Raw genomic sequence first — 24,744 nt, forward strand, 5'->3', positions numbered from 1 at the left:
GAGGCTCTTTGTCGCCTTGATCTCCACTTTGGGAGAGGGTTCAGATCTGCCTGGAAAAGCGCTGGAGACTGTCGCGAAGCCCAGGGATCTTCCTTCTCGGCAACGCCCTAAAAAATGTCCTGACTCAGCAGCTTAGCCAAGCGCTCCAGTCCCTTTTTGACCTGTCGGGAAACGGTAACGGCACTGATCCCCAGCCGCTCTGCTGTTTCTTTTTGGGTGAGGTCGTAGAAGAAAACAAATTCCAAAATCTGTCGGGTGCGCTCCTCCAGCTTGGCCAAGGCATTTTGCAGGCGGATGCGATCTTCTTCGGCCAGTTGAAAGCTGCGGTAGCGCTGATCGGGAATGGTATCCCCTAGAGCAACGCTGTCTTCTTCAACCTGTACGGGAGCATCTAGGCTGAGCAAAAGGCTGTTTTGTTGGGCCAGCTGCAGCTCTCGCCATTCCTGCTCCGTCAGTTGTAGGGCTTCCCTCACCTCCGCCTCAGAAGGAGAACGGCCCAATTCTTGTCTCAGGCGCGCGATCACCTTCTTGGCTTGTCGCTGCAGCGTCGCCCAGCGGCGTGGGATCCGTATTGTTGGGCTTTTGTCTCGCAGGTAGTGTTGAATTTCTCCGCGAATGTAGGGCATGGCAAAGGAGCTAAAAGCCAGGCCGCGGCTGATATCGAAGCGCTCGATGGCTTGGATGAGCCCTATGCAACCCACTTGCACCAAGTCGTCGTATCCTTCGTCGCATTGGTTACGCCAGTGGTGGGCTTCTTTGCGCACCAAGCCCAGGTTTATTTCCACCAGCCGGTTGCGCAGGGCTGGATCCCGAGTCTGGTGGTAGAGTCGCAACAGTGCAGCAGTTTGAGCTTTAACATCTTCATATTTGGATGCCATAGACGCACCCACAGCTCCGGATCCAGAATCCCCAGCACCAGCTTTGGCAGAAAACAGGGGAGCCGCGGCTGTCGATGGCGCCGGCGACTCGGAGTCGTCGAGAGAAGGCTGCTGAGGAGCCGTTAGCATAGACAACTACTTTTTTTCTTTTTGAGCTGAAGCCATTCAAGGTTGGATTCAGCACCCAAACAACTCAAAGGCAGAGGATGCCAGGCGACCCCCATTCTCCCTAGGCCAGACTTCTGCTGGAACCAACCGCGAAGAAGCTTGCAGGCAGACAGTATCAGGTTGTAGCCGTGAAAATGCTACCAGATGTTAACAAGAACACAGCTTGCCTCCGAGATCTGCCAGGAGCTGGAGTGTTCTTAGTTTACTGGGTTTTCCGCCGCAAGCAACAGCATCCCTACGGAAAATCAGCAGCTTTCTTCAGCAAAAGAGCCGAATTTCTCTCCGTCATTTGGCGGAATCGCCGGATTGCTGCTGCTGGCTCACTTTGGAACCTCAGAAGAAATCTAGGAAGCAGAGGATGGAGCCGTTCGCGTCAGGGAGGTAGAGTTCGTGTCGGTTCCAAGGCCGGAGAGGGCTGTCAGGAAGGCCGTAAAGCTCGGCTCACCGCGAATGAGGTCGAAATAGGGCTCAGAGGCGAGCAAGGGGCGGTAGCGTTCCGGCTGCAGGCGCAGGGCTTGCTCCAAGGCTTGCAGGGCCTGGGGCACCTGGCCTTCCCAGGCGCAGCAGCAGGCTTTGGCGTAGTGGGCCTCGGCATCGTCGGGATCCATCTGCAGGGCTCGGTCAAAACTCTGGATGGCCAGCCCGTAGAGGTTCAAGTCCATCAGCACCAGGCCGCGCTGCACCCAGATCTGAGAACGCCGGGGATCCTGCTGCAGGGCGCGGTCGTAGCTGTTGAGAGCTTCCATCCAGTTGCCCAGGCGGTGGTGGGCGAGGGCGTGGCCGGCCCAGAGAGAGGCCGACTCCAATCCCAGTTGCAGAGCCCGTTCATAGCTGGCCAGAGCCTCGGCGTAGCGCTCCAGGTGCACCAGGGCCAGCCCGCGACTTTGCCAAACCCGGGGATCGCTGGAATTGATGGCCAGGGCCTTGTCGTAGCTGTTCACCGCCTCCTGCCACCGCTCTAAGGAGGCCAAGGTCAGCCCGTGCAGATGCCAGGCTTCCCCGCTGTCGGGGCGGAAGGTGAGAACCTGCTCGTAGGCGCGTAGCGCTTCTTGGTAGCGGCCCAGTTGCCGCAGCGTGTTGGCCTGGTTAAAGCGGGCCTCGAAAAAATCCGGCCTCAGTTGCAAAGCCCGCTCGTAGCTGGCCAGCGCCTCCTGGTGACGGCCGAGATCGTCCAGCAGAGAGCCGCGGTTGTTCCAGGCTTCGGGAAAATCCGGCTTCAGCTGCAGGGCCCGGTCGTAGCTGGCCAGGGCGGCTTGGGCCTGCCCCATTTGGTCGAGGGTGGTGGCGCGGTTGTACCAGGCAATGGGCTCCCGCGGCCGATCTCCCACCGCCTGCTCGAAGGGCTGCAGTTGGGCCGCCTGTTCCGCCGTAAGGGCAGAGAGGTCAATCGCCGTTGCCGGCAAAACAGTTGTCGAGTCTGGGGGAGCAGCTCGCTGCTGTCGCCGCAGCCGCCAGGCCCAGCCTCCCACCAGGAGCAACAGGCCCACTCCCAGCAGCAGCGCGCCCAAGTCGGTCGAGGCAGTTGCCAACGCCATGACTCACTTCCCCTCTGCGCGCCTCTACATCATCACCAAAAACGGCAGGGGATCGCTGGGCCCTGCCGGCGAGATCAGCTCGATGCGCTTTTCGCCGGGGTAGGTGCTGGGATCGATCTCAAAAGTCACAGTCAGCGCCTCGGCAGTGGCCTGCACCGGCTCTTGGGAGCGCCCCAAGGGATCCCCGAAGCTAACCCGGATCCCCTTGCCCGCCGGGCTGATCCGGATCTCCGTCACCTGATCCAGATGGGATCCCTCCAGCGTACAGACAATAACATCGCCCACAAAGGCCTCTAAAGGCCAGCCGCGTCGTACTTGGGGTCTAGGCATGCTTACTCCCTCTCCCGCTAGGGGCTGCTCTAGATCCTCCCCTCGGCTCCTAAGCACCCCAAAGATCGGCGGCAGCTCCAAAACCCTGGGGAGGAACTACCTGATGTTTAGCCCAAAGTTGTTGGCATGACAAATGGGTACCGACCCTGCGAGGGTAGCGCTGGTCCAGCCCTTTTGCGGGAGAGGAGGCTCGGAGGTTGGCAGCGGTGCCGTCCCTCGCAACAGCAAGTCTTGACCAGGGCCAACGCTCACCAGCCGCGGCACCTCCTCCAGGCTATCGGCCACGGCAAACAGCACCCGCCCTCGCGCCTGGGGATCCCAGTCCAGCAGCTCGGCATACCCCAGGGCCGGCGGTGGCTCCCAAACCTGTACCGGTGGGATCCTGTTCGAGTCGGCGGGCAAGGGCCAGATCACCGCCCGATCCCAGCTCAAGTCGGTCTGGAACCAGCCTGCGTACTCCCGCGCCAGCAGGGTGTTGTCCTGCCAGGCCAGAGGCAGGATCATGGCAAAATCCAATGGCTCAACGGAGTCGTACACAGACGCCGCAGCTTGATAGATCACTTGCAAGGCTTGGGTACGAGTGTTCTTGGCAAACAACACACTGGTCAACCGACTGGTCTGAGGCGTGGCAACCAAATCCAGACGAGTGTACACCTGCCACTGGGGATCCGGGGCCGGCAGGGGCCGGCTGCGCAACAGGCCCACCAGCGTACACTGCCGTTGCCGCGCCTGCTCCTGCAAGTCGTATACCCACTCCCACGGGATGGGCAAGGCAGGAGAAGAGATTGCTTCGGGGGCAGCCGACATTATGTCTTTTATGTCCTTCGGCCAGGCGGCGCTCCCCTCCGCCCAGACGATCCAAACCGCCACAAGGGCTCCCCCCAGTTGCCCCAGCCAGTTTTGCCTGAGCCGGCTCCCCATCTGCTCCACCTTCCGTCTTCACTGCGGTTCAAGCCCTGTCTAGGCTAGGTTAGTGCTCCTCCGCCAGCCGTACCTGTACCGACTGGCCATGGGCGGGCAGCCCCTCGGCTTGCGCCAGAGCTTGGATCGCGCCGGCCACCTCCTGCAGGGCTGCCGAGCCGTACTGGATTAGGCTGGAGTGCTTCAGGAAGGTCTCCACTCCCAGCGCTGAGGCGTAGCGGGCCGCCCCCGCTGTGGGCAAGGTGTGGTTGGGGCCGGCCAGGTAGTCTCCCACCGCTTCTGGGGTGTAGTGTCCCAGGAAGATCGCCCCCGCGTGGCGAATGGGATCCAGCAGAGCCCAGGGATCCGCCACCTGCAGCTCCAGGTGTTCCGGCGCAAACTGGTTGGACAAGTTGACCGCTGTGGCCAGATCCGGCACCACCGCGATCAGGCCGTAGTTGGCCACCGCCTTCTCCACCAGCAGACGGTTGGGGTGGGCTTCCATCTGGGTGGTTACAGCCTGCTGCACCTGTTGGGCCAGCTTGGGATCGGGGGTCAGGAGGATCGCGGCTGCTAAGGGATCGTGCTCCGCTTGGGCCAGCAGATCGGCAGCCACGTAGAGGGGATTGGCGCTCTCGTCGGCGATGATCAACACCTCGGAAGGCCCCGCCAGCGAGTCGATCCCCACCGTGCCGTAGACCAGCTTCTTGGCCAGCGTCACATAGATGTTGCCGGGGCCGGTGATCACGTCCACCTTGGGGATGGTCTCGGTGCCATAGGCCAAGGCCCCAATAGCCTGGGCCCCGCCGACGCGATAGATGGTGTGGATGCCCACTTCTTGGGCGGCCACCAAAATAGCCGGGCTGATCCCCTTGCCCCCCAGCCCGTCGGATCCCGGCGGGGTCACCATGACAATCTCGGGCACCCCCGCCACCTTGGCCGGAATGGCGTTCATCAACACCGTGCTGGGATAGGCGGCCCGCCCTCCTGGAATGTAGAGGCCAGCGCGATCCACCGGGCGGTACTGCTTGCCCAAGACGATCTCGGGGCCGGGAAAGCTCACCCAACTGCTGGGCACCCGCTGCCGGTGAAAGGCTTCGATGCGCTGTTTGGCCAAGCGCAGGGCCGATAGCAGTTGCGGAGATACCGCCTGGTAGGCTGCCTCCAGCTCAGCCCCCGACACCTTTAGCTCGGCTACGCTCAGCTCCACCTGGTCGAACTCCGCCGTGTAGGCCAGGAGAGCGCGATCCCCCTGGCGGCGTACCGCTTGTAGGATCTCCCGCACGGTTGCCTCGCGGTGCAAGTTCTGGTCAGCCTGAGTGCGCTCCGAGATCCGTCTAAGCTCGGCTTCAGCCTCGGCTAGCTGGGTGACGATTCTCAGCATAGCGACTCCTTCGCGTAGAGTGCCGCAACCCCATAGTAACGAGGGATCCGGCGGCATCGCGGTAGCAAAGCGGATCTTTCGCTGGGTCGGCTTGCGGCGACAAGAAGGGACATCCCCAGGCAGGGATCCCGTCTGCACCTAGCGTGATCCACGGTGGCTATGGTCATAGCTTAGCCTGGATTTTCCGCGGCCAAGAGCCGCCCAGCCTTTGCGGGGCGGGGGTGTTGTGGCCTTAGGGAGCATGTCAAAAGCGCAATTCCGCCGATTTGATTAAATTGCGAAAATCGTGGATCACCTCTTCGCAGCGGCGGAAAAAAGCCAGCACCCAGTCCCGCAGCACCTTTTGTTGAGATTCGTCCAGCTCCTTGAGGGTGCCCTTGTAGTGGATTTGTCCGCTGCGCTCGATCTCGAACTGATGGAGCCACTCGGCTGAGGATCCCTGGCGTTCCACCACTTCCTGCCGCGCCGCCTTCCAATAGTTGACGATCACCGCCTTGCCCAAATAGCCGCTTGTGATCTGGCAAAGACGATTGAGAGATTGCACGAAGACATCCATCTCCATGCGGCTGCCTGTCGCTGCCGGCTGGGTCGCCTCCTCCCTTGGTGTGGGCTTGCCTTCTGCTAGGGTGGAGCTGGGTTGGGTAAGGTTCCGACCCGTCTCCGCCTGGCTGGTCAACAGGCGCAAGGTGGCCAGGCCCTTCGGCGTATCCCGTTGCAGCTCGGCTCGCAGGCGGTTGACGGCCAAGGTGTAGACCGGCATCACCAGGTCGTCATTGACCGCCACCAGCAGCACCCACTCCGGCCCCAAAGGGTAAACGAAAACCCGCTGCTCGGCAAACTGAAAGTCAAAATAGTCCAGTCCTGGGGGCATGGTTTGCAAAACCTGAAACAGCCCTTCGGTGAGGGCCTGCTGCTGTCGGCTGTCCAAGTTCTGAAAAGAACGGTAGAAAAAAGGGCGGCCTGTTCGACTCAGGAGCGCTACCCCCATCACCCCGCGGATGGACAAAAAACTCTCGAGCGTCTCTTTTTCCATGCCCCTTGGGAGCCAACTGGGCCAACACAACTCCTATCCTGGCTCAGATTAGCCGGCACTGGCTGCAGCTAATACTGGCAGCCTAAAAGGCCAGGACGGGGACAACAACCGGCCTCAGAGGAACATCTGTAGCCTGCCCCCTTGCTGCTTCTAAGCTGGCTCTATGCGACTAGGCCTGCCGGAGACCAGAAGTGCCTTTGCCCAAAAATTCCCCAATTCGTTCTATTGCCTCTTCCAGCCGGGATCCCTCTGCCACCAGCGCAAAGCGGACATAGCCTTCGCCGCCGGGGCCAAAGCCTGAGCCTGGCGACAGAGCCACCCCGGTAGCCCGTACCAAGTCTAGACAAAACTGGGCTGAAGAGCCGCGATAGAACTCGGGCAAAGGTGCCCACAGGTACATGGTGGCCTCCGGCAGGGGCACGGGCCAGCCGATGCGGTGCAGAGCGGCCACCGCAAGATCCCGTCGCTTGCGGTATACCTGCCGCCAGTTATCCAAAAAGCTATCGGGAGCCGCCAAAGCCGCTGCTGCTCCCCGCAAGATGCCCTGGTAGGGGTGGAAGTCAATGGTGGACTTCACCAGCCGCAAGGCTCGGATTAGCTCGCGGCTACCGATAGCATAGGCCACCCGGAACCCCCCCATGTGGTAGGACTTGGAGAGGGAAAAGAACTCGATGGTGCGGGTCTTATCGGGATCCGCCTGCAGCGCCGAGGGAGCCACCTGGCCGTCGAAACACCAGTCCACGTAGGGAAAGTCGTGCGCCAGCACGATGTTGTACCGCTGACAAAATTGCAGCGTTTCCTGCCAAAACTCCGGGGTAACGGTGGCAGTGGTGGGGTTGTGGGGATAGCTCAGCACCAGCAGCCGTGCCTGGCGGCAGATCTCCTTCGGGATCTCATCCCACTGGGGTAGGAAGCGGTTTTCTGCCCGCAGGGGCAAGTAGTAAGGGATCCCGCCCGCTAGATGGATCCCGCCCCCATGGGAGGGGTAGCCCGGGTCGGTGATCAAAGCAACATCCCCGGGATTGAGCAGGGCCAGCGGTAGGAGAGCCGTTCCCTGCTGGGATCCGATCAGCGGCAGCACCTCAGTTTCTGGGTCGATCTCCAGGCCGAACTTCCTGAGATACCATTGGGCGCAGGCGGCGCGAAACTCGGCCGTATCGTGGAACAGGGTGTAGCCATAGGTGGAGGGATCTGCCAGGGCCCTCTGAATGGCTGCCAGCGCTTCCGGGGGCGGGGGCAGGTCTGAGGAGCCCAAAGAAAGGTCGATGACATCCAAGCCCGACCGGCGCGCCTCCCACTTGGCCTGGTCTAGCTGGTCAAAGACATTGGAGTGCAGCGGCTCCAGTCGTTGGGCGAAGGCAGCGAGCATGCGACAAGTCCAGGTTGGCTATTCCTGAATCCCCTTAGGGATTGCTGCCGGCATTAGAAGAGCTGGGGGCAGAGGGCCGTGTGGCCGCTGCCGGGCCACGGTCGAAGATCTCGATGTTCCACTGGCCGCGACCGTTGCTCTCAAAGGCGATAAAGCGGCCATCGCCGCTGATGGTGGGGTTGCGCACATCTCCCGGTACCCGGCTGCTGATATTCTCAACGCGGCGGGTTTGGCGGTCGTAGAGAAAAATCTCCGATTTGCCCAGCGCATTGGACACGTAAACGATGTAGCGGCCGTCGGCGCTGATGTCGGGCGAGGTGGCGGCCACGTCGCTGGAATTCAGGCCGGGCAAGTCCACCAGCCGCTGTTCCACCGTGTCGTAGAGAAAAATATCCTGGCTGCCGCCGCGGGCGGAGGAAAACACCAGGTAGCGACCATCCCCGCTGAAGGAGGGCTCCCCATCGGGGAAGATACTGTTGAGGCCGCTGCCGGCCAGCGTGGGGCGCGGCGTGCGAAACCCTGCCGGGCCACAACCGAGCAACAGGAGGCTCAAGCCGGCCCAACACCACCTGCTTGCCCAGCGGGTTGGGCTGCGTGGAATCTGGCCATCGGTCAGCATCGCATTGCCCCTCCAATTCTTCTCCATCATACTCAGTTGGCAACTCGGCTCGGCTAGAGTTCTACCTCGACGCCCTTCCAGAAGGCCACGTAGCCGCGGATGTTGGCTGCAGCCGGCTTGGGATCCGGGTAGTACCAGGCGGCGTCTTTGTTCTCCTGGCCGTTGACCACCAGGGTGTAGTAGCTGGCTTGTCCTTTCCAGGGGCAGGTGGTGTGGGTGGAGCTGGGCTGGAAGTATTCCCAGCGCAGGGATTCCGGCGGAAAATAGATGTTGCCTTCCACGGTTTCGTAGCGGTCGGTCTCCGCCACAACCACCCCGTTCCAGATGGCCCTCGGCATGAAAAACCTCCTGTCGCAAACTCCCAGTTCTCAACGTTATTTTTAAAGTTGCAGATCCCGGCAAGGCCAACTGCCTTTCTTTGAGATTAGCGTTTCTGCTTATCGTCATCGTTGTCGTTGAGGGTTGACACCCGCCCCTGCCGGGCTGTTCTCCACTGCTATTGAGCGTCACTGCCATGGCTCGCCGCAACACCCTAGAAGATGACCTCAACTACCAGCAAGCCAAGCGCAGCCTGCGCCAGTGGGTGGCTCAACTGGATCTAAGCCCCCAGGAGATGGCGGGTTTGGAAGGGGAGCTGGAGAGCCTGCAGACGCTGCTGGACAAGCTGGAAACCGAGGTGATCCACATCGCTGCCTTTGGCCTGGTGGGGCGGGGCAAATCTTCTCTGCTCAATGCTTTGCTGGGGGAGCCGGTCTTCCAGACGGGGCCCACCCACGGCATTACCCGCACCCAGCAAGCGGCAGCTTGGAACATCAGTTGGGAAACCCGCCCCCAATCCCCCTTCTCTGCAGCAGCCCTGCAGGGATCCCGTCTGCCCCCTGCCTCGGTGCAGTCGGTTCAGGTTAGTCACTGGCAGGGATCCCGTCTGGAGCTGATCGACACGCCCGGCCTGGATGAAGTGGACGGCGAGGAGCGGGCACGGCTGGCCCAGGAGGTGGCGCAGCGGGCCGATCTGATCCTCTTTGTGGTCTGCGGGGATCTGACGCGGGTGGAGTTTGAGGCCCTGGCGGCCCTGCGGGAGGCGGGCAAGCCCATGCTGCTGGTGTTCAACAAGATCGACCAGTACCCGGAGGCGGATCGCCAGGCCATCTACGACAAGATCCGCAACGAACGGGTGCGGCAACTTCTTTCTCCCGACGAGATCGTCATGGTGGCGGCCTCCCCGCGCGTGCCGCGGCTGGTGCAGAGGCCAGATGGCAGCTTCGGCGTGGAGATGGAGATCGGCCCCCCCCAAGTGGACGCCCTGCGCCTGAAGATCCTGGAGGTGCTGCACCGGGAGGGGCGCTCCCTGCTGGCCTTGAATGCCCTCCTGTTTGCCGATCGCGTCAACCAACAGGTCATCGAGCGCAAGCTGCAAAGCCGCGCCCAGCAAGCCCAAGACCTCATCGCCGCCGCTGCCCGCACCAAGGCGCTGGCCGTTGCCCTCAACCCCGTTACCCTGCTCGATACCTTGGGAGGGCTGGCCCTGGATATTGCCTTGATCCTGCGCCTGTCCCGCCTCTATGGCTGGCCCATGAGCAGCGCGGGAGCCGCACAACTGCTGCAGAAGATCGTCCTCAGCATGCTCAGCCTGGGGGCAGGAGAATGGGTGGCGCTCTTGGGCCTGGGATCCCTGAAAACCTTGCTGGGGGGATCCCTGCCCTTCGCTGGAGGATTCTCCCTAGGGGCCTACGGTTCGGTGGCCCTGACGCAAGCGGTCTTGGCCGGGTTTTCCTGCTACGCCATCGGGGAGGCGGCCCGTCGCTACCTGGCCCAAGGAGCCAGTTGGGGGCCAGAAGGGCCCAAAGCCGCCATTGCCCAAATTTTGGCCGATTTGGACGAGACCTCCATTACCGCGCGCCTCCGGGAAGAGATCCGCAGCAAAATCGGTTCGGCGCTGCTTTGAGATCCTACAGTCGAGAAGCCGAGCCCCTTGCACCCATGACCTACTGTTTTGGCATCCTCACCCGTTCTGGCTTGGTGATGGCGGCAGATTCCCGCACCAACGCCGGGGTCTCCTCTCCATCGACTCCACCATGAAATCCAACATCTCCGTCGGCCCCCCCATCGACCTGGTGATGGTACAAGCGGATCAGTTCAAAGTCTCCCAGCGCCTGCGCCTGCGCACCGGGGATCCCTACCTGGCCAAGATGCGCAAGCTCTGGGAGAGCATGACTCTAGTCAATAATAAGCTCAACTATACTGAAAATAATGTATAATATGTTCAGTACCTTTCGAGTCTGCCAACATGGTAGCCAAAGCAAAGCAGAAAATTGGTAGTAAGACGACACGGAAACTGCGCTTTGGGTATTCTACTCAAAGCTTTGCGGGATACCGCCATTCTGTTTGGACTCCGTCCCGCTAACGCGAATGGAAACAAGCAGAATGCTATCGCTGCATAGTTGAACAGTGATGTTCAGCAGTGTTCAGCGTAAATGTATCAGCGCCCTCAAACAAGCCTTCGACCAAATGCCGCCCATCGAGTGGAACCACTCAGACCCAGCGGATGCCGATCAAGAAGAGCTGATCGACTGAGGGGGGGAGATTGGTAGGATAAGGTATCCCTGCTCAGCCCTTGGTATGTCAGCCCACACCTTTCAGGACTTGATCTTTCGCCTGCAGCAGTTTTGGGGGGAGCAAGGCTGCCTCATCCTGCAACCCTACGACCTGGAAAAAGGCGCCGGCACCATGAGCCCCCACACGTTTTTGCGCGCCCTGGGGCCGGATCCCTGGCGGGTGGCTTATGTGGAACCTTGTCGCCGCCCCACCGATGGGCGCTACGGCCAAAACCCCAACCGTCTGCAGCACTACTTTCAGTACCAGGTTCTGATCAAGCCCTCCCCCGACGACATCCAGGAGGTGTACCTGGAGAGCCTGCGGGCCCTGGGCATTGACCCGGCAGAACACGACATTCGCTTTGTGGAAGATGATTGGGAATCTCCCACCTTGGGGGCTTGGGGTGTGGGCTGGGAAGTGTGGCTAGATGGCATGGAAATAACCCAATTCACCTACTTCCAGCAAGTGGGCGGGCTGGATTGTCGCCCCGTTTCTGTGGAGATTACCTACGGCCTAGAGCGCCTGGCCATGTACCTACAGGGGGTGGACTCGGTTTTCGACCTCTGCTGGGGTGAGCACCCTTCCCTAGGCCGGATTACCTATGGGCAAATCTATTTCCAAAACGAGGTGGAGCAGTCCTACTACAACTTCGAGTATTCGGATCCCGAGATGCTGCTGGAGCTGTTCCGCCTCTACGAAGCTGAAGCCAAGCGCCTGATCGAAACCACACAGCAGAAGCTGCAAAAACAGGTGCTTCCCGATCGGCTGGCGGTGTCGCTGCTCCTGCCCGCCTACGACTATGTGCTCAAGTGCTCCCACACCTTCAACCTGCTCGATGCCCGCGGCGTCATTGCCGTAGCCGAGCGCACCCTCTACATTGGGCGCATCCGCAACCTGGCCCGACAATTGGCAGAGCTGTACGTTAGCCAAGCCGACCGCCCTGGATCCAGCTATGCCCTGCGGCAGCCGGAACCCACCCTGATCTCCAAAGGCGCCTGGGCTAATGGCTAGGGAAAAAGATCCCTGTTTTCGCTATGATGGGTGATCGGTATCAGCAGGCGCTGGCCTGCCGTGGCCACCCTTACCTTAGGATAATCGACACTCTCGTTTTCACCCTCTTTTCCTGACCAGTCCACCTTTATTCCGAGAAAAATCTTTATGTTTCGCCATCCCGTCACGCGGGTTTCCATCTTTATCGATGGGAACAATATGTTTTATGCTCAACAAAAAAATGGCTGGTTTTTCGACCCGCGCCGAGTCTTGGATTATTTTGTCAGGTCACAGCCCAACGTCGAGCTAGTCAACGCATTTTGGTACACCGGCATCAAGGATCCCAACGATCAAAGGGCCTTTCGAGATGCTCTGATCAGCTTGGGTTTTACGGTGCGCACCAAGATCCTTAAAGAGTATCGAGACGAAGACTCTGGCCGCTACTCCCAGAAGGCCAACCTGGATATCGAGATCGTCATCGATATGTTCAACACGGTTGGGCAATACGACAGGATCATCTTGTTTAGCGGCGATGGCGATTTTGAGCGGGCCGTTGAGCTGTTGCGCTCCAAAAACACTTTGATTACAGTCGTCTCCACTGAAGGAATGATCGCCCGCGAGCTGCGCAATGCCACCGATCGCTACATCGACCTCAACGACATTCGCCCCTACATCGAGAAGCTGGATAAGTAGGGCCGATCCCTCTACTCTCGAGCTGGCCCCACAGCTCCCCGGCGGAGTTGTCACAACCCACCTGAGGTCCTTCGGGTTTCTCCGCCTTGAGAGAAAGTCTGCTTGGTAAAATTGCTGCCACGCAAGCGACCCATCTGTTACACCGGCCATCGTCGGCGTTGCCGGGAAAAGCTGTCCCAGCCACTTTAACTTCTGGGCAACCTTGGCCCAGGCAGAGGGCCAAAGAGGCTAGCATTGTAAAAAATCTTTGCCCCAACCAGGTTTTTATGACCGACGTTCCCGTCTCCCGCATTCGCAACTTTTCCATCATCGCCCACATCGACCACGGTAAATCCACCCTGGCCGACCGGCTGCTGGAGGCGACCGGCACCGTTTCAGCCCGCGAGATGAAGCCGCAACTGTTGGACAACATGGAACTGGAACGGGAGCGGGGCATCACCATCAAGCTGCAGGCGGCCCGCATGAACTACCGCGCCCAAGACGGCCAAGACTATGTCCTCAACCTCATCGATACGCCGGGGCATGTGGACTTTACCTACGAAGTCTCCCGCTCCCTGGCCGCCTGCGAAGGGGCGCTGCTGGTGGTGGATGCCTCTCAAGGTGTGGAGGCGCAGACCCTGGCCAACGTCTATCTGGCCCTGGAGAACAACCTGGAGATCATCCCGGTCATTAACAAAATCGACCTGCCGGGGGCGGAGCCGGAGCGGGTGATCGCCGAGATCGAGCAGGTCATCGGCCTCGATTGCAGCGGAGCGATCTTGGCCTCTGCCAAAATGGGCATCGGCATCCCAGAGATCCTAGAGGCCATTGTGCAGCGGGTGCCCCCGCCGCGGGATACAGTGGCGGATCCCTTGCGGGCCCTAATTTTCGATAGCTACTACGACTCCTACCGCGGCGTGATTGTCTATGTGCGCATCATGGATGGGGAGGTGAAGACGGGAGATAAGATCTGCTTCATGGCCTCCGGTCGGGAATACGAAATTACCGAGCTGGGGGTGATGCGCCCTCATCAAGAGTCCGTTGCGTCTCTCCATGCTGGGGAAGTGGGCTACATTGCCGCCGCCATTAAAAGTGTCGAGCACGCCCGTGTCGGGGATACCATCACACTTGTCCATCGCAAGGCCTCTGAGCCTCTGCCCGGCTACAAAGAAGCCAAGCCGATGGTCTTCTGCGGCCTCTTCCCCAGCAACTCCGATCAATACGCCGAACTCAAAGAAGCTCTGGAAAAACTGAAGCTCAACGATGCCGCCCTCTACTTTGAGCCGGAAGTTTCCCCTGCGATGGGCTTTGGCTTCCGCTGTGGTTTCTTGGGCCTGCTGCACATGGAGGTGGTGCAGGAACGCCTGGAGCGGGAATACAACCTGGATTTGGTGATCACCGCTCCGACGGTGGTGTATCAGGTTACCCTCAACGATGGCTCTGTGATTCGGGTAGACAATCCCAGCAAGCTGCCTCCCCCCAACGAGCGCACCAGCATTGAGGAGCCGATTGTGAGGGTAGAGGTGATTCTTCCTGAGGAATTTGTCGGTACCGTGATGGAGCTGTGCGAGACCAAACGCGGCACCTTTAAGGACATGAAATACCTGGCGCAGGGTCGAACTACGCTCGTGTATGAGCTACCGCTGGCAGAAGTGGTCACCGACTTTTTCGATCAACTGAAATCTCGCACCCGCGGCTACGCCAGTATGGATTACCAAATGGTGGGTTACCGCGCCGACGACCTGGTGCGCTTGGACATCCTCATCAACGGCGACGTGGTGGATTCTCTGTCCACCATTGTGCATCGGGACAAAGCCTTTTATGTGGGCCGGTCTTTGGTAGCCAAGCTGCGCGAGCTGATCCCACGCCACCAGTTTGAGGTGCCCATTCAAGCAGCAATTGGCTCTCGGGTGATAGCCCGCGAAACTATTCCTGCCCTGCGCAAAAATGTCCTGGCCAAGTGCTATGGGGGGGATGTGACCCGCAAGCGCAAGCTGTTGGAAAAACAAAAGGAGGGGAAAAAGCGCATGAAGGCGGTGGGAACCGTCGAGGTGCCCCAAGAGGCGTTTATGGCGGTGCTGAAGTTGCAAAATGACTAGCCCGGTCTTACGGCGGGAAGAGGTGTTGGCCTGGCTCCAGGAGCAGGTGCCCCCCCCTCGCCTTCGCCACATCTTGGGGGTAGAGGCGATGGCCCGGCAACTGGCAGCTCACTATGGGCTGGATGAGCAAAAAGCTGCTTGGGCAGGGCTGATGCACGACTTGGCCAAGTCCTTCCCCCCGGAGCAACTGCTGCAGAGCGTCGCTCAGGAGCGGGAGTTGGACGAGATCGAGCGGGCCGAGCCCCACCTTCTCCATGCCGAGGTGGGATCCCTGCTGGCACGGGAGCGATTTCAGGTGCAGGATGCGGAGATCTTGGCAGCCATCGCCAACCACACCCTGGGACGGCCCGGCATGGATCCGCTCAGTTGTGTGGTTTTTGTAGCCGATGCTCTGGAACCCAACCGCGGCAACAGTCCGGAGCTAGAACATCTGCGACGACTAGCTTTTGTAGATTTATCTAAAGCTGTGGTGGGGGTTTGCGATCTCAGCCTGAGATTTCTGCTAAACCGGTATCAGGTGATCCATCCACGCACACTCATGACTCGGAATCATTTTCTGCTGCATCCTTTGGGTAAAAAAGGTTCGGAGGAGATTGTGTCTCCAGTCAATTCAGTCGTTTCAGGAGGGTTTTAGTTGCTACAGTCCATGCCTGTCCGTGCCAGGGATCCCATCTATCGCATGGCGTTGAGCGCAGCTCGCGCAGCAGAAGAAAAAAAAGGCGGCGACATTGTCCTGCTGGATGTATCCCAAATTTCCACGTTGGCGGATTACTTCCTTTTGATCAGTGGCTACTCGCTTACGCAAGTACGGGCCATTGCCCGAGCAATCGAGGAAAAGGTTTGGGAGGAGTGGCAACAGAGTCCGCGCCGCATCGAAGGTCAAGAGTCAGGCTCTTGGATACTGATCGACTATGCCGATCTCATCATCCATGTGTTCATGCAGGAGGAAAGAGACTATTACGACCTGGAATCTTTCTGGATCCAGGCTCAGCGAGTCGATTTGCCAATAGCAGGCTAGACATAGTTTTAGATCCTTAGATCTTGGCAGCTTTTCAGAGCTTGTAGCCAGGCGAAGAGTTGCTCCGCTTAGCTCTTCAAGTGGGTGTCTTTGCCAAACGAAAGTGTTAGCCGATCGTCAAGAAATGTGCAAACTTCTTAATAGTCCCATAACTTCCTACATAGTTACGTGTTAGCGTATTGGAGGAGGAGTAGCTGGGTAAGATCTTCTTCCCTCTTGCGGTTGAGTTTCTATAGTCTTTGTTAAATGGCCTACCCTGTCCTTCTCAAAAAGCCGATAATTTTTCGTTGGTACCGGATACCAGCGAAGAGATTTTCCGGCTGCTGATTGTTGGCTGCTTTCAGCGGCAGAGGGGAGGGCAAACGGGGCAAATAGAGGGGGCTAAGGATTGGCCGCAGGGGAGATCTTAGCAGACAAATCCACAACCTCTTCCCGCTGGTGGACTGGATCTGCCGCCGGCTCAGCTATCCGGCCTGTAGGCAAGAGTCCGAGGCAAAGAGCGGCGAAGGAGGAAAGGAGAAAGTTGCACTTTTTGTTTAATGCCTGTTTTAAGAGCGACGGGGATTTTTAGGAGGGACAAATGGAAAAGATGTTGGTTAATATCGTTGAGTACCTGGCTTTGGGAGAACTGGAAAATGTCCTCTGTACTGAGCACCCCCATCAGCAGGTTTTCCACGATGCCAGGGAGCGGGAAGCGCTGATGCAGCAGATCTTAAACCGGGTTCCTGCTGTTTATATGTGGCTGGCTGCCGATGAGTGTCCCAGCCGCGATCAGCTCAACCCTTCTGAGCTGGAATTGCTCCGCTCGGTAGTGCGGGAGGTGGTCAATCAAAAGCTGCAACAAGCTTCTTTTGGCGTTGATCCCTATGCGGGATCCATGTCGGAAGCCTTCTACGGGTAGAGGGAAGATGGGCTTAGGCTAGACTGCAAGAACGCTACCTTGCCCTGGTATGTTGCCCGTTTACTATTCTGAGACTTTTCTCCGCCACGACGCCGGGCCGTTTCACCCCGAGCGTCCGGCTCGCCTGCAGGCCATTGTCAAGGCGCTGCGCGGTGCCTCTTTCGCCGAGCATCTGGAATGGCGGGATCCCCCCTTGGCCGATCTTGCACAACTGGAGCGGGTACACCCGCGCTGGCACATTCAACGGGTGGCCGAGTTGGCTGCGGCAGGAGGGGGTCGCCTCGATGCCGATACCGCCGTTTCCCCAGCGAGCTTTGAGGCGGCGCGGCAGGCAGTTGGAGCCTGGATTGCTGCTTCGGCCTCGGCTTTGGCCGCGGCTCAGCCTGCTTTGGTGCTGTGTCGCCCGCCGGGGCATCACGCGGAGCCGGAACGGGCAATGGGGTTTTGTCTCTTCAGTAACGCCGCCATTGCCGCCCTCTGGGCCCTGGATCAGCCGGGGGTGAGGCGGGTAGCCATTTTCGATTGGGATGTGCACCACGGCAACGGCACGCAGGCGTTGGTGGAGCGTCACCCCCAACTGGCCTATGCCTCTATCCATCAGTTTCCCCTCTACCCTGGCACGGGCTTGGCCGAGGAAACCGGGATCCACGGCAACCTCTGCAACGTGCCTCTGCCTGCCAGGTCAGACTGGTCGGTCTACAAAAAAGCTCTCGATGAGAAGGTCTTGCCGTTTTTGCGGGCCTTCCAACCGGATTTGCTGCTGGTGAGCGCCGGCTTTGACTGTGCCAAAGGGGATCCCTTGGCCAGTATGCTGCTGGAGCCGGAAGACTTTGGCCGCATGGCCCACCTCTGCCTGGAGGAGGTGACCCGCAAGACCGTCTTCGGGTTAGAAGGGGGCTATGACCTGGAGAATCTGGCCCGCGGCTGGCTGAGCCTGGCCCAAGCTTGCCTGGAGAGCTAGCCCTTCCACTTCACCTTGGGCAGGATCTGCCGCACATCCACGCGGTCTTTGTACTTGAGGGCGAAGTTGAGCAGCGAGTCCAAAAGCGAGTCAGATAGGTAGTGGGGTTGTAGGCCCAGGTCTAGGAGCTTGGTATTTTTGGCGTTGTAGTAGTGCTCCTCCAGCTCGACACGGGGGTTTTCCAAGTAGTTGATTTCCACCTTCAGGCCCATGGCGGCTCCGGCCTTTTGCACCATCAGCGCCAGTTGCTCCACGCTAAATTGCTCGGTGAACTGGTTCATCACCCGGAACTGACCTGGCTCAGGAGGATTGGCGATGGCCAGCTCCACACAGCGCACCGTATCGCGGATATCCAGGAAGCCACGGGTTTGGCCCCCCTTGCCGTACACCGTCAGGGGGTGGCCCACTGCGGCTTGAACGCAAAAGCGGTTCAGGGCCGTGCCGAACACGCCATCGTAGTCGAGGCGGTTGATCAGCACCTCATCCATGCCGGTTTCTTCTGTTAACACGCCGTACACCACCCCTTGATTGAGGTCGGTAGCCCGCAGGCCCCAGACGCGGCAGGCGAAGTGGATGTTGTGGCTGTCGTGCACCTTGGAGAGGTGATACATGGAACCCGGCTGTTTGGGATAGGGCAGGGTATCCTTGCGGCCGTTGTGCTCGATGGTGATGTACCCCTCCTCGATGTCGATGTTGGGGGTGCCATACTCGCCCATGGTGCCCAGCTTCACCAGGTGGCAGTCGGGAAACTCCTCCTTGATGGCGTAGAGGATGTTCAGGGTGCCCACCACGTTGTTGACCTGGGTCATCACCGCATGTTCGCGGCTAATCATCGAGTAGGGAGCAGAGCGCTGCTCGCCAAAGTGGACGATGGCCTCCGGCTCAAAGCGACGCATGCAAGAAATGAGGGCCTCGTAGTTGGTGACGTCGCAAACGAAAATGGGAATATCCTTGCCGGTCAGCCCCTTCCAGCGATCCACCCGCTGCTCGAGCTGGGCAATGGGCGTCAGGGTAGAAACCCCTAGCTGCAGATCCCAGAGGCGGCGCACGTAGGAATCGAGAATGGCCACCTCATAGCCCCTGTTGGACAGGTGTAGGGCCGTTGCCCAGCCGCAGTATCCGTCACCACCAATAACCAGGACTTTCATCGGGGAAGCAAAATTCGGCTGCTCACGAATCTACCAAGTTATGGCACCGAAGACAAATACCCTGGGATCCCACTTTTAATCGCGGATTGGGCCGCCAGATTACTCGACCTGAGGAGGGTTGGCCAGGGTGTAGACGGTGGTCTCAGCAGCAATGGCACGGCGCAGGTGGGCGGGAACCTGGTAGAGTCCCAGGAGGGTGATGCCATCGATGAAGCGCAGCGCTCCGCGGTCGGGATCCAGGTGTTGGGCCAGGATCTGGTCGACCTGTTCGGGCTCCGGCCTGGAAGAGATGGGATCCTGGGCTGCCAGGGCAAACCCCAGCGGCCCGCCGTAGGTGGGGGCGTAGATAGCGTAGGGCTGCACAGCAGCAAACACCGTTTTCAAGGTGTGAACGATGCGAGTGTGCTGCCACAACTCCACTGGACCCGTCGGCCCAGCTTGGATGACAAAAGCCCCAGCGGTCTGCAACTTGGAGCGAACCTGGCGGAAAAACTCCTGGGTAAAGAGGCGGTAGGCCGGGCCGGCCTCAACGGGATCCGACAGATCGGAAAGGATCGCGTCCCAGATCGGCTCCGTCTGGCCAAGAAAGTCCAAGGCGTCGGCGATCACCACCTCTGCCCGCGGATCCGCAAAGGATCCTTGGTGCATTTCCGGCAGATGCTCTCGACAGGCTTCCACCACCTCCCCGTCGATATCCACCATCACCACTTGCTCCACCGAGCGCCAGCGCAGCACCTCCCGCAGCGTCGCCCCTTCCGCACCACCCAATATCAACACTCGCCGCGGGATCCCACCCGCCTGGACGACCTGCACCAGGGCCGGATGAACCAGAGCCTCGTGGTACAGGAATTCGTCCGCCGTGGTGGACTGCCAGTGGCCATCCAGCATCAGGCCCTTGCCATAGGCTCCCGTCTCGGCGATCAGCATCTCCTGAAAACGGGTTTTTCGGTAGGCCAGAATGCGCGTGATGGCACGGGCAGTGTAGTCCCAGGGGGTGAAGTACTCCTGCGCCCAGAAGAAGCTCTTTGGGGTGTTCATAGGACACCTGACAAAAAGTGGCGGGATCTCAGCGCCTTCGTCCGGCCGTTTCACAGCTTAGCGCTTCGGGAAAATCCGCCATCTCTTCAATGGGTGCCGCATCCGTGGTTCGGCGAGGTAGCTTGCGCAGCGAATACCGCCGCGCTTGAAACACCTGGATCAAGTATTCACAGGCTGCTTCGGGCCGCGTGTGGCGACCACAGGTGAACACATCCACCGCTGCATAGCCCGCTTCGGGCCAAGTGTGAATGGAGATATGGGATTCTCCCAAAAGGGCCAGAGCCGTGATCCCCTGTGGCTCAAACGGATGGCAAAGCTCGCCCAAGAGGGTGGAGTTGGAGCGTCTTGCTGCCTCCCGCAAGGCCTGTTGCACCAGGGAAACATCATCCAGAAGTTTGGCCGGGCAGTCGTAAAGCTCTAGGATGCAGTGGATCCCGATCAGAGCCAGAGACCTATCCCCTAATTGGCCAGATAGTGTGTGCAGCATACTATCCCCTAATTGGCCAGATAGACTACCGAAGCCGTGCGAACAAAAAGCACAGCTTTACCATCTTCTCATAGATGCAGCGGGATTACACCCCGCAACGGCTTTTTTCTTAACTGAGAATTAACCTTGACGTTGTCCGCAGCCCTGCCGGCTTGCTCCCACGCAGGGGGAGAGCGGCGATTCTTTCACAACTTGCAGTAGCTGCTGGCAGGCAACCCCCACTTGCTGTGCCACACCATCCTTTGCTGCTCTGCCCGATTTGCCTATCCAGTTGGCCAAGCCCGATATCTGCCCACCCCGCTGGCGGCATCTCGAACGTGGTGCAAGGGGAATTGCTCAGCAGTTCGGCTTCCTACCCAACGACCGGCTGACAGCGCCAAGGAGCGGGGATCCCTGGAAGAGTCCCCCTCTCAAAGCTCCCAGAGCGGTTAGTCTAGACTGTGGACAGTGACGTTCCTCTCAATCCGAGCAGAGGCTGTCGATGGACACCGCCGAGGCCCTCCAAGTTCTCAACCTGCCGCCGGATGCCAGCGAACGGGAGATCCGGAGGAAGTGGTTTCGAGAATATCAAACCCTCAGTGCCGCCCTCTTGGAGCTGGAGGACGAACGGCAAAGGCCCTTGCTGGAGGCGCAACTGGCACGGCTCAACGAGGCGCGGGATGTGTTGCTCGGCGGCGGATCCCAGGCTGAGAAGGAGTTGGCTTGGGCTAGCCCGGAAGACTTGCCTTCCCAGGTCATCGTGCTGCTTTACCAAGCCAATGGCCAAGAGGGGATCTGCACACGCCAGATCGGGGGGCAGGACATTGTCATTGCGTTTGAGAGCGCCTTTGGGGCGAAAAAATATGCCCAAAGGCTGGCCCAGCAGGGGCTGCCCAAGCCGCTGGCCGAGCGCTTTGATACTCAGGAGATCGTCGATTTTTGTCGCGAAGGGGGCTATGGGTTGATGGTGGTTCCAGCCAGCGAGGTGCTGGAGCCGCTGGAGGAGAGTACGGAAGCCGCGCGGAATTGGCAGGGCAAATCCTAACGGCCTGGACTTCAACCCAGATTGCGTTGCGAGGGTCTTCGATGATCACTGCCGAACCAATCTCTCTAGAGGAGTTTCGCCAGATCATGGATGCGGATCTGGAGGCTTGCTGTGAAGCATTTGGCCTGAGGGAAGGGTACCTGCGTCTGCAACAACAACAACTGCGCTTCTGGGTTATGCTGGCCCTCTGCCTGTTGGTGGTTGCCCTGGTGATCTTTTTGGGGATGCGGGATCCCGGCTATTGGCTACTGTATACAGTGGCCGTCGTGTTGCTGGCGGTGGTTTTGCTGGGCCTCCTCTGGGCCAGCTTGGAGCTGCAGCAGAGCCTGCGCCGCATTCGCCAGCGCTGGCAGGAGGCCCACCTCCTAAATAGCCCTCCCAAGATCATGGAGTTTGCCAGCGATCTCGCCCGCAAGGTAAAAGAGTACAACCGCTGGGTGCAAGAGCTCCAACAATCGCTGGAGGGGGGCCAGTATTGGCGAGATTTTCGCCAACTGAGCGAGGCCGAGCAGCGGTATATCCAGTCGCTCTTTTTGCAGGTGCGGGCCCAGTTGATCACGGCTTTGCAGATGTGCAGAGCCTTGATCGAAGACCCACGGGTTCCCGTAGAGCAGTACTTTAACCAGATGGTTGCCCGGGATCAGCAACTGCTGGAGCAATTTATCGCCAAAAACTTGACTGCCAACCGCTACGCAGCCATAGCTCGCGAGCTATCTGCCCTGGAAGCAGATCTGCAAACCCAGCTCAGAGCCCTGGGATCCCGGTGATAGTCTGGTGTCGATGCTCGGCAGCTTGTTCATGAGAAGCAGAGGCACCGCAACGCTGTACATCCTGCTGGGGCTGGGCCTGCTGGGGTGCGGGGATCCCAATGTGCCGCTGACCCAACCTCCCCCCGATGCTTTTCGGGTCAGCACCCCCCGTCCGCCGCGCTTGGATCTGTACCCCACCCCACCACCAACGCCCACCCCTACTCCCACACCGCCCCCCAGCCTGCTGGAGCTCACGGCCCGTTGGCTGGGGATCCCGTGGCCGCCGCAACGGCGCGAGATCAGCCCGGTGCGGTTGAGCGCCCGTTTCCTTGAGATCCCACTGCCGCCCAAGCCTCGCCCCTCACCCCAACCTTCCCCTAGCCCGGAAAGAGAGGAGAGAAAGGAGCAAGGTCGCGAGACCTAGTCCACACCGCTGGCCTCGGGGCATCTAGGCGCCCACCGTCACCGGCTCCGTCTCTCGCACGCGCAGCTTTTCGCAAGGGATGATATCCGTCAGGATGGAGCTGGCCATCATGCCCGTGTGGATCTCCAGTTTGGCTCCCAGCACTGCCTCAAACAGCAGCCGCTGCCCTGGGAAGACCACCCGCTCAAAGTACCAGTTCTCGATATTTGTGATGCGAACCACCTGAACGGAGCTGGTCGCGTTGATGTAGCTACAGGTTATTCGCTCTACTCGTTTTTTGTCGGGGATCGCATCAAGTGTTTGCATAATTAGATCACCAGCCCACTCTGCTCAGCCTATTATCTACCCTAACACCGCCTGGGGATCGCTGCAGTAGCCTTTGATACGGCGATCCCAACCAGCAAAAATGAATCCTGGAAAAGTAATTTCTGTATTTTATCTTACCGTTTTGATTTTTCAGAATGGCCCTTCAAATCAGGAGGGATTTGGATTGAAATTTCTGCCTGCGGCGAGGCAATTTCTCACAGAGAATCTCCGCAGAGCAGTAGTTAAGATTACATTTTGAGTCCCCTTGGGAGTTTGGGGATCACGGCTCGTGGAGGCTCGCTCCGGTCGTCGGCTTCGGCGAGGACTGGCGGGGATCCCAGTTCAGGCCCTCCACCCGCAGCTCCAGCGCCCCCGACTGACGCACCGGATTGTATTGCAAGCTAAATCCATAGGTGCGGCGGTCGTAACCCAGGCGATAGGTGGTATCCACCTGCTGGCCGGATTGGAGATCCAGTGTGGTTTCGGCCCCCACCCGCAGCGGGCCGTACAGTTGCTGTAAAAAGCCCAGAACAAGCTGCTCCCGCGTGGTGATGCGGTCGAACAAAAACGGCGAGGCCCCCGCCAAAAAGCCATTGGAGTAGGTCACCCTCAGGTTGGTGTAGTCGAAGGTATCGGCCACGAAAGCCCCGATTACCGCGTCGAGGCCAATGCTGCCGGCAGTATAGCTTTGGGCACGGCCATTGGAGTAGAACGACTGGCTGCTGCTGAGGCCGGTGTTGAGCCAGATTCCCTGTTCGATGGGCAAAGCGGAAAAGCGGGGTGGGGGATCTGCTGCCGTCTTGGGGGGCCGCCAAATGGGAAAGGAGCGGCTCACGGTTGCCCCCAGTTGCAGTCGGGTGAGCTGGATGCGGTCGGTGGTCTTGGCCAGGGCTAGATCGGGATCGGTGTCGATGTCGCCGAGTTGTCCTAGGGCGTCGATGGAGTCGGCGGCTATGCGGTAGCTGAAATTCAAGCCGGTGTCGCCGAGAAGGAGGGTGGGCGAGTTGTAGCTGACACCGAAGCGATTTTCCACGATCTGAAACCCCAGCCGCCCGCTGAAAAAACGCTCCCGATAAGCATAGGTGTAGGTGACTTGGCCGCCGTCGCCGGTGGTAACGCGGTGTTCGACCTGCGCCCGCAAGCGCCGAGCAAATTCCTCGAAGACGATCCCGCGCAGCTCGGCAAACAGCGAGGTTTGGGCATTGGCTTCCGGTTGCCGCCAACGAAAATCCGTCCGCAGCCCAACCCCATCGCGGATCCCTTGGAGGCTCCCCCAGAGGCGCTGCGGATACAGTTGGGGGGAGAGCACCAAGCTGAGGTTGGGATCCTGCAGCAGCTCGATGTTGGCTTGCAGGATCAGGCCGCGCCGCAGTTCTTCCCGGTCGAAGTCATCGTAAAAAAGGCTGACCGGAGGCTGACGGTTGAAGGAGTCAAGACGCAGCCGAATGGGCAGGGGCAAAAAAAAGACCTGGTCGAAAACCAGTTGCCCCGCCTCGGCCATCAGCAGGCTGGAACCATCCGGCTGCAGGGCGGAGGTCACTCGCGGGCTGCGGATCTCCAGCTCTGGCGGATCTAGCGGGTCGTTGGTCAACTGCACTTGCTCTCCTTCCCAGTTGTTGGCAGCGAAGCGGATGCGAACGGCGCGAAAGCGCACCAGCCGCTGCGGCGAGAGGGCCGCTGCCGGGGATCCGGCGGCCTGCAACTGGCCGATATCCACCTGCCCGAAGGCCTCTTCCAAAACTCCCTGCTCCCGCTCAAAGTCGTATTCCAGGCGGGATCCCTGGATGCGCTGCCGATGCAGCTCCACCGAGACATTGCCCTCGGCCACGGCTCGCCGCTGTTGCAGCTCGATGCGCAGGCGGTCTGCCCGCAGCACAGAGCGGCCCAGCCGCATCTCCACATTTCCTTCCGCCTGGAAAACCTGCGCCCGTTGGTCGAAGGTTTGGCGGTCGGAGCGCAGCCGTAACGTGCGATCCGCAAGGGTATCGGGGGCACTCGTATCCCCAGGCTGAGCGGCTGCCACCTGGTCTTTCTGGGCTGAGGCAGGAGCAGCCGTTGCCAGGCCAAACACCCCCAAGCAAAGCCAGAGCCACCAAAACCCTTTCATACTCCCCCA

The 24,744-nt window shown here is 59.8% G+C and carries 27 protein-coding genes; 13 read left to right on the plus strand and 14 right to left on the minus strand.

Annotated features, from left to right (window positions below; genetic code table 11):
• Positions 1-107: 107 nt before the first annotated feature.
• The 9 genes from SYN60AY4M2_RS04900 to SYN60AY4M2_RS04940 form a co-directional block, all read right to left on the minus strand.
• Complete coding sequence (locus SYN60AY4M2_RS04900; protein ID WP_099812412.1) at positions 108-878, minus strand: RNA polymerase sigma factor SigF; 771 nt, start codon at positions 876-878, stop codon at positions 108-110.
• Positions 879-1,390: 512 nt separating this feature from the next.
• Positions 1,391-2,581, minus strand: a complete 1,191-nt coding sequence (locus SYN60AY4M2_RS04905) for a tetratricopeptide repeat protein (RefSeq protein WP_099812413.1) — start codon at positions 2,579-2,581, stop codon at positions 1,391-1,393.
• Between the two features lie 24 nt (positions 2,582-2,605).
• Positions 2,606-2,911 carry a hypothetical protein gene (locus SYN60AY4M2_RS04910; RefSeq protein ID WP_011429496.1) on the minus strand — a complete coding sequence of 102 codons (306 nt, stop codon included), beginning with the start codon at positions 2,909-2,911 and terminating at the stop codon, positions 2,606-2,608.
• Between the two features lie 96 nt (positions 2,912-3,007).
• The gene (locus tag SYN60AY4M2_RS04915; RefSeq protein WP_240527731.1) at positions 3,008-3,832 is read right to left on the minus strand and encodes a hypothetical protein; all 825 of its coding nucleotides are present in this window, start codon (positions 3,830-3,832) and stop codon (positions 3,008-3,010) included.
• A gap of 49 nt (positions 3,833-3,881) precedes the next feature.
• The gene (gene hisD / locus SYN60AY4M2_RS04920; protein WP_011429494.1) at positions 3,882-5,195 is read right to left on the minus strand and encodes a histidinol dehydrogenase; all 1,314 of its coding nucleotides are present in this window, start codon (positions 5,193-5,195) and stop codon (positions 3,882-3,884) included.
• Between the two features lie 244 nt (positions 5,196-5,439).
• On the minus strand, positions 5,440-6,228 hold the full coding sequence (locus SYN60AY4M2_RS04925) for a hypothetical protein (protein WP_240527732.1): 789 nt from the start codon (positions 6,226-6,228) through the stop codon (positions 5,440-5,442).
• A 169-nt stretch (positions 6,229-6,397) separates the two neighbouring features.
• Complete coding sequence (locus SYN60AY4M2_RS04930) at positions 6,398-7,597, minus strand: LL-diaminopimelate aminotransferase (protein WP_099812414.1); 1,200 nt, start codon at positions 7,595-7,597, stop codon at positions 6,398-6,400.
• A gap of 34 nt (positions 7,598-7,631) precedes the next feature.
• Positions 7,632-8,150 carry a TolB family protein gene (locus SYN60AY4M2_RS04935; protein WP_041438852.1) on the minus strand — a complete coding sequence of 173 codons (519 nt, stop codon included), beginning with the start codon at positions 8,148-8,150 and terminating at the stop codon, positions 7,632-7,634.
• Between the two features lie 119 nt (positions 8,151-8,269).
• Entirely contained in the window at positions 8,270-8,554 is a 285-nt protein-coding gene (locus SYN60AY4M2_RS04940) for a DUF427 domain-containing protein (protein ID WP_011429490.1), read from the minus strand.
• Positions 8,555-8,730: 176 nt separating this feature from the next.
• Here SYN60AY4M2_RS04940 and SYN60AY4M2_RS04945 point away from each other — a divergent pair, with 176 nt between their 5' ends.
• From SYN60AY4M2_RS04945 to SYN60AY4M2_RS04985, 10 genes are all read left to right on the plus strand, one after another.
• The gene (locus SYN60AY4M2_RS04945; protein ID WP_099812415.1) at positions 8,731-10,161 is read left to right on the plus strand and encodes a DUF697 domain-containing protein; all 1,431 of its coding nucleotides are present in this window, start codon (positions 8,731-8,733) and stop codon (positions 10,159-10,161) included.
• Between the two features lie 130 nt (positions 10,162-10,291).
• On the plus strand, positions 10,292-10,474 hold the full coding sequence (locus SYN60AY4M2_RS04950; RefSeq protein WP_240527733.1) for a hypothetical protein: 183 nt from the start codon (positions 10,292-10,294) through the stop codon (positions 10,472-10,474).
• Positions 10,475-10,667: 193 nt separating this feature from the next.
• Positions 10,668-10,790: a hypothetical protein gene (locus tag SYN60AY4M2_RS14630; RefSeq protein ID WP_276307358.1), complete on the plus strand. Its 123-nt coding sequence runs from the start codon at positions 10,668-10,670 to the stop codon at positions 10,788-10,790.
• Positions 10,791-10,835: 45 nt separating this feature from the next.
• Entirely contained in the window at positions 10,836-11,822 is a 987-nt protein-coding gene (glyQ, locus tag SYN60AY4M2_RS04955) for a glycine--tRNA ligase subunit alpha (RefSeq protein WP_011429487.1), read from the plus strand.
• Between the two features lie 147 nt (positions 11,823-11,969).
• The gene (locus SYN60AY4M2_RS04960; RefSeq protein ID WP_011429486.1) at positions 11,970-12,494 is read left to right on the plus strand and encodes an NYN domain-containing protein; all 525 of its coding nucleotides are present in this window, start codon (positions 11,970-11,972) and stop codon (positions 12,492-12,494) included.
• A gap of 266 nt (positions 12,495-12,760) precedes the next feature.
• On the plus strand, positions 12,761-14,572 hold the full coding sequence (gene lepA, locus SYN60AY4M2_RS04965) for a translation elongation factor 4 (RefSeq protein WP_011429485.1): 1,812 nt from the start codon (positions 12,761-12,763) through the stop codon (positions 14,570-14,572).
• Positions 14,565-15,206: a bis(5'-nucleosyl)-tetraphosphatase (symmetrical) YqeK gene (yqeK, locus tag SYN60AY4M2_RS04970; RefSeq protein ID WP_011429484.1), complete on the plus strand. Its 642-nt coding sequence runs from the start codon at positions 14,565-14,567 to the stop codon at positions 15,204-15,206. Before lepA ends, yqeK begins: the two co-directional genes overlap by 8 nt.
• A gap of 12 nt (positions 15,207-15,218) precedes the next feature.
• Entirely contained in the window at positions 15,219-15,590 is a 372-nt protein-coding gene (rsfS, locus tag SYN60AY4M2_RS04975; RefSeq protein ID WP_168173631.1) for a ribosome silencing factor, read from the plus strand.
• A gap of 580 nt (positions 15,591-16,170) precedes the next feature.
• Complete coding sequence (locus SYN60AY4M2_RS04980; protein WP_011429481.1) at positions 16,171-16,491, plus strand: hypothetical protein; 321 nt, start codon at positions 16,171-16,173, stop codon at positions 16,489-16,491.
• Positions 16,492-16,540: 49 nt separating this feature from the next.
• Complete coding sequence (locus SYN60AY4M2_RS04985) at positions 16,541-17,452, plus strand: histone deacetylase (RefSeq protein ID WP_099812416.1); 912 nt, start codon at positions 16,541-16,543, stop codon at positions 17,450-17,452.
• Here the strand turns inward: SYN60AY4M2_RS04985 and SYN60AY4M2_RS04990 are convergent.
• The 3 genes from SYN60AY4M2_RS04990 to speD form a co-directional block, all read right to left on the minus strand.
• Positions 17,449-18,600 carry an NAD-dependent epimerase/dehydratase family protein gene (locus SYN60AY4M2_RS04990; protein WP_011429479.1) on the minus strand — a complete coding sequence of 384 codons (1,152 nt, stop codon included), beginning with the start codon at positions 18,598-18,600 and terminating at the stop codon, positions 17,449-17,451. The two genes, SYN60AY4M2_RS04985 and SYN60AY4M2_RS04990, sit on opposite strands and share 4 nt — an antisense overlap.
• A 99-nt stretch (positions 18,601-18,699) precedes the next feature.
• Positions 18,700-19,638 (minus strand): polyamine aminopropyltransferase, encoded by a 939-nt coding sequence (locus SYN60AY4M2_RS04995; protein WP_011429478.1) that lies wholly within the window; start codon positions 19,636-19,638, stop codon positions 18,700-18,702.
• 28 nt (positions 19,639-19,666) lie between these two features.
• The gene (speD, locus tag SYN60AY4M2_RS05000; protein ID WP_099812417.1) at positions 19,667-20,125 is read right to left on the minus strand and encodes an adenosylmethionine decarboxylase; all 459 of its coding nucleotides are present in this window, start codon (positions 20,123-20,125) and stop codon (positions 19,667-19,669) included.
• Positions 20,126-20,606: 481 nt separating this feature from the next.
• Here speD and SYN60AY4M2_RS05005 point away from each other — a divergent pair, with 481 nt between their 5' ends.
• Genes SYN60AY4M2_RS05005 through SYN60AY4M2_RS05015 form a run of 3 tightly spaced genes read left to right on the plus strand, consistent with a single transcriptional unit; the run spans position 20,607 to position 22,322 of the window.
• Positions 20,607-21,149: a DUF3110 domain-containing protein gene (locus tag SYN60AY4M2_RS05005; protein WP_011429476.1), complete on the plus strand. Its 543-nt coding sequence runs from the start codon at positions 20,607-20,609 to the stop codon at positions 21,147-21,149.
• 41 nt (positions 21,150-21,190) lie between these two features.
• Complete coding sequence (locus SYN60AY4M2_RS05010; RefSeq protein WP_041438088.1) at positions 21,191-21,916, plus strand: hypothetical protein; 726 nt, start codon at positions 21,191-21,193, stop codon at positions 21,914-21,916.
• A 31-nt stretch (positions 21,917-21,947) separates the two neighbouring features.
• Positions 21,948-22,322: a hypothetical protein gene (locus SYN60AY4M2_RS05015; RefSeq protein WP_011429474.1), complete on the plus strand. Its 375-nt coding sequence runs from the start codon at positions 21,948-21,950 to the stop codon at positions 22,320-22,322.
• A 24-nt stretch (positions 22,323-22,346) separates the two neighbouring features.
• On the opposite strand, the gene SYN60AY4M2_RS05020 is transcribed toward SYN60AY4M2_RS05015, so the two are convergent.
• Positions 22,347-22,628: a DUF1830 domain-containing protein gene (locus SYN60AY4M2_RS05020; RefSeq protein ID WP_011429473.1), complete on the minus strand. Its 282-nt coding sequence runs from the start codon at positions 22,626-22,628 to the stop codon at positions 22,347-22,349.
• 280 nt (positions 22,629-22,908) lie between these two features.
• Complete coding sequence (locus tag SYN60AY4M2_RS05025) at positions 22,909-24,735, minus strand: DUF3769 domain-containing protein (protein ID WP_011429472.1); 1,827 nt, start codon at positions 24,733-24,735, stop codon at positions 22,909-22,911.
• Positions 24,736-24,744: the final 9 nt, after the last annotated feature.

The sequence above is a fragment of the Synechococcus sp. 60AY4M2 genome, assembly GCF_002760375.1.
Taxonomy (GTDB): Bacteria; Cyanobacteriota; Cyanobacteriia; order Thermostichales; family Thermostichaceae; genus Thermostichus.

Excerpts from the sequence above, each read along its gene's own strand:
- SYN60AY4M2_RS04940 (WP_011429490.1), bottom strand. The coding sequence starts at position 8,554 with ATGCCGAGGGCCATCTGGAACGGGGTGGTTGTGGCGGAGACCGACCGC.
- SYN60AY4M2_RS04980 (WP_011429481.1), top strand. The coding sequence starts at position 16,171 with ATGGAAAAGATGTTGGTTAATATCGTTGAGTACCTGGCTTTGGGAGAA.
- SYN60AY4M2_RS05010 (WP_041438088.1), top strand. The coding sequence starts at position 21,191 with ATGATCACTGCCGAACCAATCTCTCTAGAGGAGTTTCGCCAGATCATG.
- SYN60AY4M2_RS05015 (WP_011429474.1), top strand. The coding sequence starts at position 21,948 with ATGAGAAGCAGAGGCACCGCAACGCTGTACATCCTGCTGGGGCTGGGC.
- SYN60AY4M2_RS04900 (WP_099812412.1), bottom strand. The coding sequence starts at position 878 with ATGGCATCCAAATATGAAGATGTTAAAGCTCAAACTGCTGCACTGTTG.
- glyQ (WP_011429487.1), top strand. The coding sequence starts at position 10,836 with ATGTCAGCCCACACCTTTCAGGACTTGATCTTTCGCCTGCAGCAGTTT.
- SYN60AY4M2_RS04945 (WP_099812415.1), top strand. The coding sequence starts at position 8,731 with ATGGCTCGCCGCAACACCCTAGAAGATGACCTCAACTACCAGCAAGCC.
- rsfS (WP_168173631.1), top strand. The coding sequence starts at position 15,219 with ATGCCTGTCCGTGCCAGGGATCCCATCTATCGCATGGCGTTGAGCGCA.
- SYN60AY4M2_RS04910 (WP_011429496.1), bottom strand. The coding sequence starts at position 2,911 with ATGCCTAGACCCCAAGTACGACGCGGCTGGCCTTTAGAGGCCTTTGTG.
- SYN60AY4M2_RS05025 (WP_011429472.1), bottom strand. The coding sequence starts at position 24,735 with ATGAAAGGGTTTTGGTGGCTCTGGCTTTGCTTGGGGGTGTTTGGCCTG.
- SYN60AY4M2_RS04995 (WP_011429478.1), bottom strand. The coding sequence starts at position 19,638 with ATGAACACCCCAAAGAGCTTCTTCTGGGCGCAGGAGTACTTCACCCCC.
- SYN60AY4M2_RS04950 (WP_240527733.1), top strand. The coding sequence starts at position 10,292 with ATGAAATCCAACATCTCCGTCGGCCCCCCCATCGACCTGGTGATGGTA.
- SYN60AY4M2_RS04985 (WP_099812416.1), top strand. The coding sequence starts at position 16,541 with ATGTTGCCCGTTTACTATTCTGAGACTTTTCTCCGCCACGACGCCGGG.
- SYN60AY4M2_RS05020 (WP_011429473.1), bottom strand. The coding sequence starts at position 22,628 with ATGCAAACACTTGATGCGATCCCCGACAAAAAACGAGTAGAGCGAATA.
- SYN60AY4M2_RS04960 (WP_011429486.1), top strand. The coding sequence starts at position 11,970 with ATGTTTCGCCATCCCGTCACGCGGGTTTCCATCTTTATCGATGGGAAC.
- hisD (WP_011429494.1), bottom strand. The coding sequence starts at position 5,195 with ATGCTGAGAATCGTCACCCAGCTAGCCGAGGCTGAAGCCGAGCTTAGA.
- SYN60AY4M2_RS04905 (WP_099812413.1), bottom strand. The coding sequence starts at position 2,581 with ATGGCGTTGGCAACTGCCTCGACCGACTTGGGCGCGCTGCTGCTGGGA.
- lepA (WP_011429485.1), top strand. The coding sequence starts at position 12,761 with ATGACCGACGTTCCCGTCTCCCGCATTCGCAACTTTTCCATCATCGCC.
- speD (WP_099812417.1), bottom strand. The coding sequence starts at position 20,125 with ATGCTGCACACACTATCTGGCCAATTAGGGGATAGGTCTCTGGCTCTG.
- yqeK (WP_011429484.1), top strand. The coding sequence starts at position 14,565 with ATGACTAGCCCGGTCTTACGGCGGGAAGAGGTGTTGGCCTGGCTCCAG.
- SYN60AY4M2_RS04915 (WP_240527731.1), bottom strand. The coding sequence starts at position 3,832 with ATGGGGAGCCGGCTCAGGCAAAACTGGCTGGGGCAACTGGGGGGAGCC.
- SYN60AY4M2_RS04925 (WP_240527732.1), bottom strand. The coding sequence starts at position 6,228 with ATGGAAAAAGAGACGCTCGAGAGTTTTTTGTCCATCCGCGGGGTGATG.
- SYN60AY4M2_RS04930 (WP_099812414.1), bottom strand. The coding sequence starts at position 7,597 with ATGCTCGCTGCCTTCGCCCAACGACTGGAGCCGCTGCACTCCAATGTC.
- SYN60AY4M2_RS04990 (WP_011429479.1), bottom strand. The coding sequence starts at position 18,600 with ATGAAAGTCCTGGTTATTGGTGGTGACGGATACTGCGGCTGGGCAACG.
- SYN60AY4M2_RS14630 (WP_276307358.1), top strand. The coding sequence starts at position 10,668 with ATGTTCAGCAGTGTTCAGCGTAAATGTATCAGCGCCCTCAAACAAGCC.
- SYN60AY4M2_RS05005 (WP_011429476.1), top strand. The coding sequence starts at position 20,607 with ATGGACACCGCCGAGGCCCTCCAAGTTCTCAACCTGCCGCCGGATGCC.